This is a genomic window from Caldithrix sp., assembly GCF_056497305.1.
Map to the genome: position 1 here is coordinate 42,790 of NZ_JBSMDE010000023.1, position 7,177 is coordinate 49,966.

The following is a 7,177-nucleotide window of genomic DNA, read 5'->3' on the forward strand; positions in this document are numbered from 1 at the left end:
GTTTACCATGAAAATAAGCTGGAAGGTAAAAGACCATACTTTAGAATACTTCCTTCAAAAGACCTTTCCCGCCTTTTGTGCTGTGTGAGGAGGTAAATTTGTTGAATTGTTGAAATGGTTGCGGCTCTGCTTCATTAAAAACATACATTGGAAGCTCCTTATCCCAAAGAGCTGTGCCGCTAAAGCTGTGAGCTGAACATTTAAAAAGTCCCGTAGGGACTGAATGAAATTAGCCCGCTGTTTCAACGGCGGGGAAAATAACACACAAAACATTGAGCCTCCCCACAGGCCGAAAAAGGAAACCGTTTCAACGGTTTACATGAATGAATATTGAACAAAATCATTACGGTTATTTTACTAAACGTTACTGCTCCTACACGTGCCCACACGCTCGTTTGAAGTTTAATTCATAAAGGGTTTTGCACAGGCCGCATTCCAGACATCTTTGTTCCGGCCAAAAGTTAGTTAACAGGCTGTAAATACTGATAATTCAATAAAGAAAAGAGATAACCTGCCGAAAATTAAGGTTATTAATCAAGAGTATTAAAAACAGATATATGGAAAAAAAAACAGGAACAAGGATTTTTGGAAGAAAAGGATTTTCACTGATTCCATCCTTAATCCTTTTTCTTTTACTGGCTTTCATTCTCAGTTTCCTCTGGTTTCATGATCGGCAGCAAAATCAACAGGCTCTGGAAGATTTAACCGGGGTCATGGCCGATCAGGTTACCTTTCGATTGGAGACCTGGATTAATCAAAGGCTTTCTCTGGCCGATTACCTGGCCCTCAACTGGGTCGATCAATACGCCCATTCTGCAGAAAAATTTAAAAAAGATGTGTTTAACCTGCTTAAAATTTACCCGGGTATTCAGGCTATTAACTGGATCGATCCTTACTGGGTAATTCGCATCGTTAATCCTTTAAAAGGCAATGAAGGCGCCCTGAATAAAGACCTGCACCATCACCCGGCGCAGGATGTAAAACAAGCCATAACGAAGGCCATCAAGAGCCGTTCACTCACCTGTACCCCCGTCATTCCTCTTTTACAGGGGGGCAAAGGCTTTGCTTCCTACAAACCGGTCTTTGCCAACGAAGACCTAATTGGATTCATTAACATCGTTTTCAAAAGCGACACCTTAATTCGCTACTGTCTTAACAATCCCTTTTTACAGGAACATTTTAACGTAGTTATTGAAAGCATCCGCAACGACACCCTTTACCAATCTCACTCACCCGCTGCACCAAGCGATTTCGTAAAGGAAACGCGCGCACAGATCGGTGATAAAATCTGGAAAATTAAAATCAGCCCTACTGCAAAGTTTACCAACAATCAGTTGTCCGTGCGGCGCAACAAATACTTTGTCTTAAATCTGTTCTTTATCCTGACCATCTCCTTTTTGATCTGGATTTTATATCTACGCCATTTAAAATTAAAACAGAATGAAAGACAGTTCCGTTCTTTATTCGAGTCGGCCAATATCTGGATTCATCTGCTGCAAAAAGATGGAACCATCCTCCAGGCCAATCCGATCTTTTTTCAACAGACCAACACTCCGCCTCAGAAGGTAGAGGGGCAAAATTTTGTCCATTTTCTGAACGCCCGATCTAAAAAAATATTCAATCGCTGGCTGGAAACCATCGAAGAGAACCCAGAATTTCGTTCGGAACTGGAATTCAAATTAAACGGACGAACTTCGGGAATTATTGACTGCTCTGGGGTGGCTATCCAGAACGAATTAGGCAAAATTGACTCCATTGTTTTGTATTCGAACAATGTAACCGATAAAAAGAAATTTGAAAAGGCCTTGAACGAGAGCGAAGAGAAATATCGGCAAATCGTAGAACAGAGTCACGATGCTATCTTTATCTATCGCAACAACAAATTCCTGTTTGTAAATGAAAGTTTACAGGACCTTTCCGAATACTCCCGCGATGAACTCTACAGTATCGATATTTTTACACTCATCCATCCGGACTACAGAGAAAAACTGACCCAATTTGCCCGGGCCCGCAAAAAGGGCGACTTTGCCCCACAACAATACACCGCTCAAATTGTCACCAAAAGTGGCCAGATACGAATCTGTGAATTCAATATTAACATTATCAGCTATCAGGGAAAAACAGCATTTTTAGGCACCGTACGCGATATTACCCGAGAACGTGAAGCCTATTCTGCTTTAATCGAAAGTGAAAAACGCTATCGCAATCTTTTTGAAAATGTACCGGTTGGCCTGTACCGGATCGATCAGCAGGGAAAGGTTATTGCCGCCAATCCCACGTTGTTAAAATTATTGGGGTTTGCTTCCCTTGAAGAATTGCAACGGATCAATTTCTTCTCTCTTTATGTTGACGAAAAATCCTACATACTCTGGAAAAATCTGTTGAAATACAGCGAAAAACAACATACCCACGAAACCAGGCTACGCAAAAAAGATGGCACCATCATCTGGGTTCGGGATACAGCCAAGGTTTATCAGGATCCGGAGACGCAACAATTGTTTCTCGAGGGCGTTTTAGAGAATATTACGGAACAAAAGCGGGCACAGGATCAGCTCGTTGAAAGCGAACGGCGTTTCAAAGAAATGGCCAATTTACTGCCCCAGTGCATTTTTGAGACCAATGAAAAATTACGACTTTCCTATGTTAATTCTTTTGCCACCCGTCTTACCGGCTACAGCCAAACCGAAATGCTCAGCGGCATGAATATTCTGGAATGGTTTCCAAAAGGACAACAAACAAAGGTGGAAGCATTTTTTAAAGCCTTAATGCAATTGAAGCGCCCACCGCAAAACGAATTTACCGCTTTGCACAAAGAGGGTCAATTACAGCCTGTGCTCATCTTTGCCGCCCCGATTCTTAAACGGGACGAAATCATCGGCATTCGTGGCGTTTTAGTTGACATTAGTGAACGCAAACGTTTTGAACTCGCTCTGCGGGAAAGCGAAACGCGTTACCGCAGTCTGGTTGAACAGTCTCCAGACGCCATCGTTGTACATGAAAATGGCCGGCTGCTTTTTGTTAATCAATCCGCTGTAAAAATTTACAGGGCCAGAACGGCCGATGATTTAATCGGACAGTCCGCTTTAAATCTCGTGCATCCTGAATATAAAGAGATTGTCAAACAACGCATCCTGATGATGTTAAAAACGCAAAAAAGTGTGCCTCTCATTCAGGAAAAACATATTGCACTCGATGGAACAGAACTGGACGTGGAAGTTGTGGCCACCCCCATCGAATATCAAGGCCGAAAGGTAAATTTAGCAATTGTCAGAGACATCAGTGAACGAATTAGATACCAGCATGCTTTAAAAGAATCCGAAGGCCGTTTCAAAAGTATTTTAACCAGTATGGTCGACATGGTATTCCTGTTTGATCCCAGAGGTAGGCTGTTGTTCTTTAACATGCCCGATCCACAAGAATTTCATATTGAATTAAAAAACTATTTAGGAAAGCCCATTTTTCGCCTCTTTCCAGAAACCCTAAAACTGCAACTCAGAACAACTATTCAAAAACTAAATCAGGGTAAAACTGTAAAGCTGGAATTTAACCATCTGCCCCACGGCAATCAGCTAAAGTGGTTTTCAGCTAATGTCACTCCCATGATAATCGAAGACCAGATTCACGGCTATGTAGCCGTAGTGCGCGACATTACGCAACGTAAAGAAAGCGAACTTAAACTCAGCCAGGCTTTGAATGAAAAGGAGATTCTCCTGCAGGAGGTGCATCATCGGGTTAAAAACAACCTGCAAAGTCTGTTTTACCTGATTCAAATGAACAAGGAACAGGTGAAAGACATGAACAGTATTGAAATTTTCAATAATTTGCAAAATCAATTACGCGCCATGAGCCTGGTTTACGAACAACTGTACCACTCCACCAATCTGGCGGCCATAGACATGAAACACTATTTTTACACTCTTCTTACCAATGTGCGCCATTCGTTTGCCAATAGCAGAGAAGTAAACATTGTATCAGAAATTGACGATATTACTTTATCGGTGGATCAAGCATTACCCTGTGGTTTAATCGTCAACGAATTGTTGAGTAATGCTTTTAAGTACGCATTTAAAGACAAAGTACATGGTAAGAAAGAAATCTTCGTCGGTTTTAGGAAACAAAATGATCAGTACCATTTAATCGTTCAAGATACAGGAATGGGATTTACTTTGCCTAAAGATTTAAGTTCTCTTAAATCTATGGGATTAAAACTTGTACATTTGTGGGCAACACACCAATTAGGCGGAGAAATCCAATTTTCCGGGGAAAAAGGTACTAAAATTAGCATCCAATTTTCAATAAAATAAGGGTGGGGATCAATGGACGCGACAAACATATTTATTGTTGAAGATGATGCGCTGGTCGTTTCGCATTTAAAACAAATTTTGCAGGAGTACCAATATGAGGTAGCCGGAATAGCCGCTTCAGGCCAGGAAGCCATTTCTTTAATCGATGCTACAAAACCCGATCTGATATTGATGGATATTCGGCTTCGGGGCCCTATGACCGGTCTGGAAACGGCCAGTATCATTTCACAAAAACACAAGATTCCCATTATTTTTCTCACGGCTCACCTGAACAATGAATACTTAAACCAGGCTAAGATGGACGGGGCATTTTCTTACCTCCTAAAACCCGTACGGGGCATCGACTTACACACCAATATCCAAATGGTCTTATTCCGTCACAAAACCGAAAAACGACTTCAGATCGTAAATACCATTTTAAATACGCGCCAAAAATTAAACCGCTTTATTCTGGAAAAAACTGATCGCGAATCTTTGCTCTCCGAAATTGGCCAGTTACTGGCTGAATCCGGCGTCTTTGCCTCCAGCCTGCTTATTACCGATATTCACTTCAACAAGCCAAAGTTCTACTTTTATCCTGAAGATTGTGGGGAAATAATCGACATAAAAAATTCAGTTAGTCAAAACGAAATCCCCCTATGCATTCAAAAATCTTTAACAGCAAATGATGTGGTCATCTTTCAAAACAGCGAAGAAATTTGTTCTCTTTGTCCCTTTAACAGCTTCCATTCTGACCACTATCACTTAAGCTATGTTTTAAAATACAGAGAGCAACGATATGGCGTACTGACTACTTTTCTCACCCCAGATTTTTCTCCAGAAAAGAAGATCGTAGAGTTGTTTAAGGAATTAGGGGACGATCTGGCTTTTGCCCTCCATAAATTTGAATTAGAAGATCTGCAACAAAAAGCGCAAAAGGCTCTGGAAGAGAGTGAGTACAAATACAGAATTTTGAGCGAAAACGCCCTGGTAGGCGTATTTTTAGTGCAGAATAATAAATTCAAATATGTTAATCCTCAAATGGCTAAAATTTTTAAATATCAGAGTCCTTCAAAAATACTGCATTTAAATTCCTTTCTGGATTTATGCCATCCTGACAACCGGCCATTGATCAAAAACATTTTTGATCAAATTCTAACCCAAAAAGATAAACCGTTGCACATTGAGTTTACCGGGAAAGATAAAAATGATAAAAACATTGAAATCGAATTACTGGCTTCGCACATTAACTACCAGGGCCAATCAGCCATTTTAGGTAGTCTCCTTGATATTACAGAAAAAAAGGAAAAAGATCAGATTATTCATCTTCTTTCAATAGGCATGGAAGCCAGTCCGGTAGGAATTTTCATAACTGATATTGGAGGAAAAGTCGAATATGTGAATCCAGCTTTTTGTAAAATTACCGGTTATGAAAGGGATGAAATCATTGGACAAAAGACCAGTATTTTAAAATCGGGCGAAACGCCGGACGAGCTTTACTCCCTGTTGTGGAATACGATTTTAAAAGGAGAAACCTGGACAGACGAAATCATCGATCGCAAAAAAGATGGCAGTATGTTCTGGGTAAAGATGTTGATTGTACCGATTAAAGATGAAAAAGGAACGATTACTCATTTTCTGGCCATTCAAGAAGACATCACGGACAGAAAAAAGCTGGAACAACAGTTATTACAATCCCAAAAGATGGAAGCCATAGGCCGATTGGCCGGCGGAGTAGCCCACGACTTTAACAATTTACTCACCGTGATTAATGGCTATGCTCAGCTTTTGCTGTACAACCTTAAAGAAGATGATCCGCACCGCAAAAAAGCGGAACAGATTTTTCAGGCTGGTGAAAAGGCCAAAAATCTGACCAGTCAGCTACTGGCCTTCAGCCGCAAACAAATGCGTCAGCCCCGCGTTTTGAATTTGAATGAGGTTATTAACGGTTACATGCCGATGCTAAAAAGTTTATTGGGAGAAAATATCATCATAGACATGCAACTGGAAAACCAATTATGGCCCATAGAAGCCGATGCCCACCAGCTGGAGCAAATTTTGCTCAATCTGATCGTAAACGCCAAACAGGCCATGCCAGATGGCGGCAAGCTATCGATTATTACACAAAATTTCACCATTGATAAGTCTTTTGTAGAAGAAAATGCCGGTGCTCGTCCCGGCGATTTTGCGCAACTCTCAGTCGCCGACACAGGAATAGGTATGGACGAAGAAACATTAAAACACATCTTTGAACCTTTCTTTACCACTCGCGGTGTGGGGGAAGGTACCGGTCTGGGCCTTTCCACAGTTTACGGGATCGTTAAACAGAATGAAGGTTTGATTTACGTAAGCAGCGCTCCACAACACGGCACCATCTTTGATCTCTATTTTCCCAGAGTGAAAAATGGGAAAGTCATCAACCCGCAACAGGAAAGAGAAGATCAGGAAATTCTGCGTGGTAGTGCCACCATTTTATTGGTAGAAGATGATGCTGATGTGCGCAAACTCACTGCCCGCGCCTTATCTTATTTTGGTTTTAAGGTTTTTACAGCCCGCGATGGCAAAGGAGCCTTGCAACTGTTGAACACTCATCCCCGGAAATTTGATTTGCTGATTACAGATCTGGTGATGCCCAATTTAGATGGCAAAAAACTGGCGGCCATGATTCACGAAAAATTTCCTGATCTGCCAGTGCTGTTTATTTCTGGTTACAGCGAAAAAGAATTTAGTGAAGAAAACAGAGATGAACTGCCTAATTTTCTCCAGAAGCCCTTTTCACCGCTTGATCTGGCACGAAAGGTAAAAAGGATATTAAAAGAAGGGCTGAATCCAGCAAAAAATTAGAGGCTTTCCTAAGGCGCTAGATCTTTTAAGGGAAGTATTCTAAGGCAGCA

At 41.3% G+C, this 7,177-nt stretch carries 2 protein-coding genes; both read left to right on the forward strand.

The genetic code is table 11. From position 1 onward, the window contains the following. Positions 1-557: 557 nt before the first annotated feature. On the forward strand, positions 558-4,304 hold the full coding sequence (locus ACWB0I_RS02290) for a PAS domain S-box protein (protein ID WP_479386415.1): 3,747 nt from the start codon (positions 558-560) through the stop codon (positions 4,302-4,304). Positions 4,305-4,316: 12 nt separating this feature from the next. Further along, positions 4,317-7,127, forward strand: coding sequence for a response regulator (locus tag ACWB0I_RS02295; protein ID WP_479386416.1), 2,811 nt, complete (start codon positions 4,317-4,319; stop codon positions 7,125-7,127). Positions 7,128-7,177 lie beyond the last annotated feature (50 nt).

What these genes read in the sequence shown, in the direction of transcription:
- ACWB0I_RS02290 (WP_479386415.1), top strand. Translation starts at nt 558, where the DNA reads ATGGAAAAAAAAACAGGAACAAGGATTTTTGGAAGAAAAGGATTTTCA.
- ACWB0I_RS02295 (WP_479386416.1), top strand. Translation starts at nt 4,317, where the DNA reads ATGGACGCGACAAACATATTTATTGTTGAAGATGATGCGCTGGTCGTT.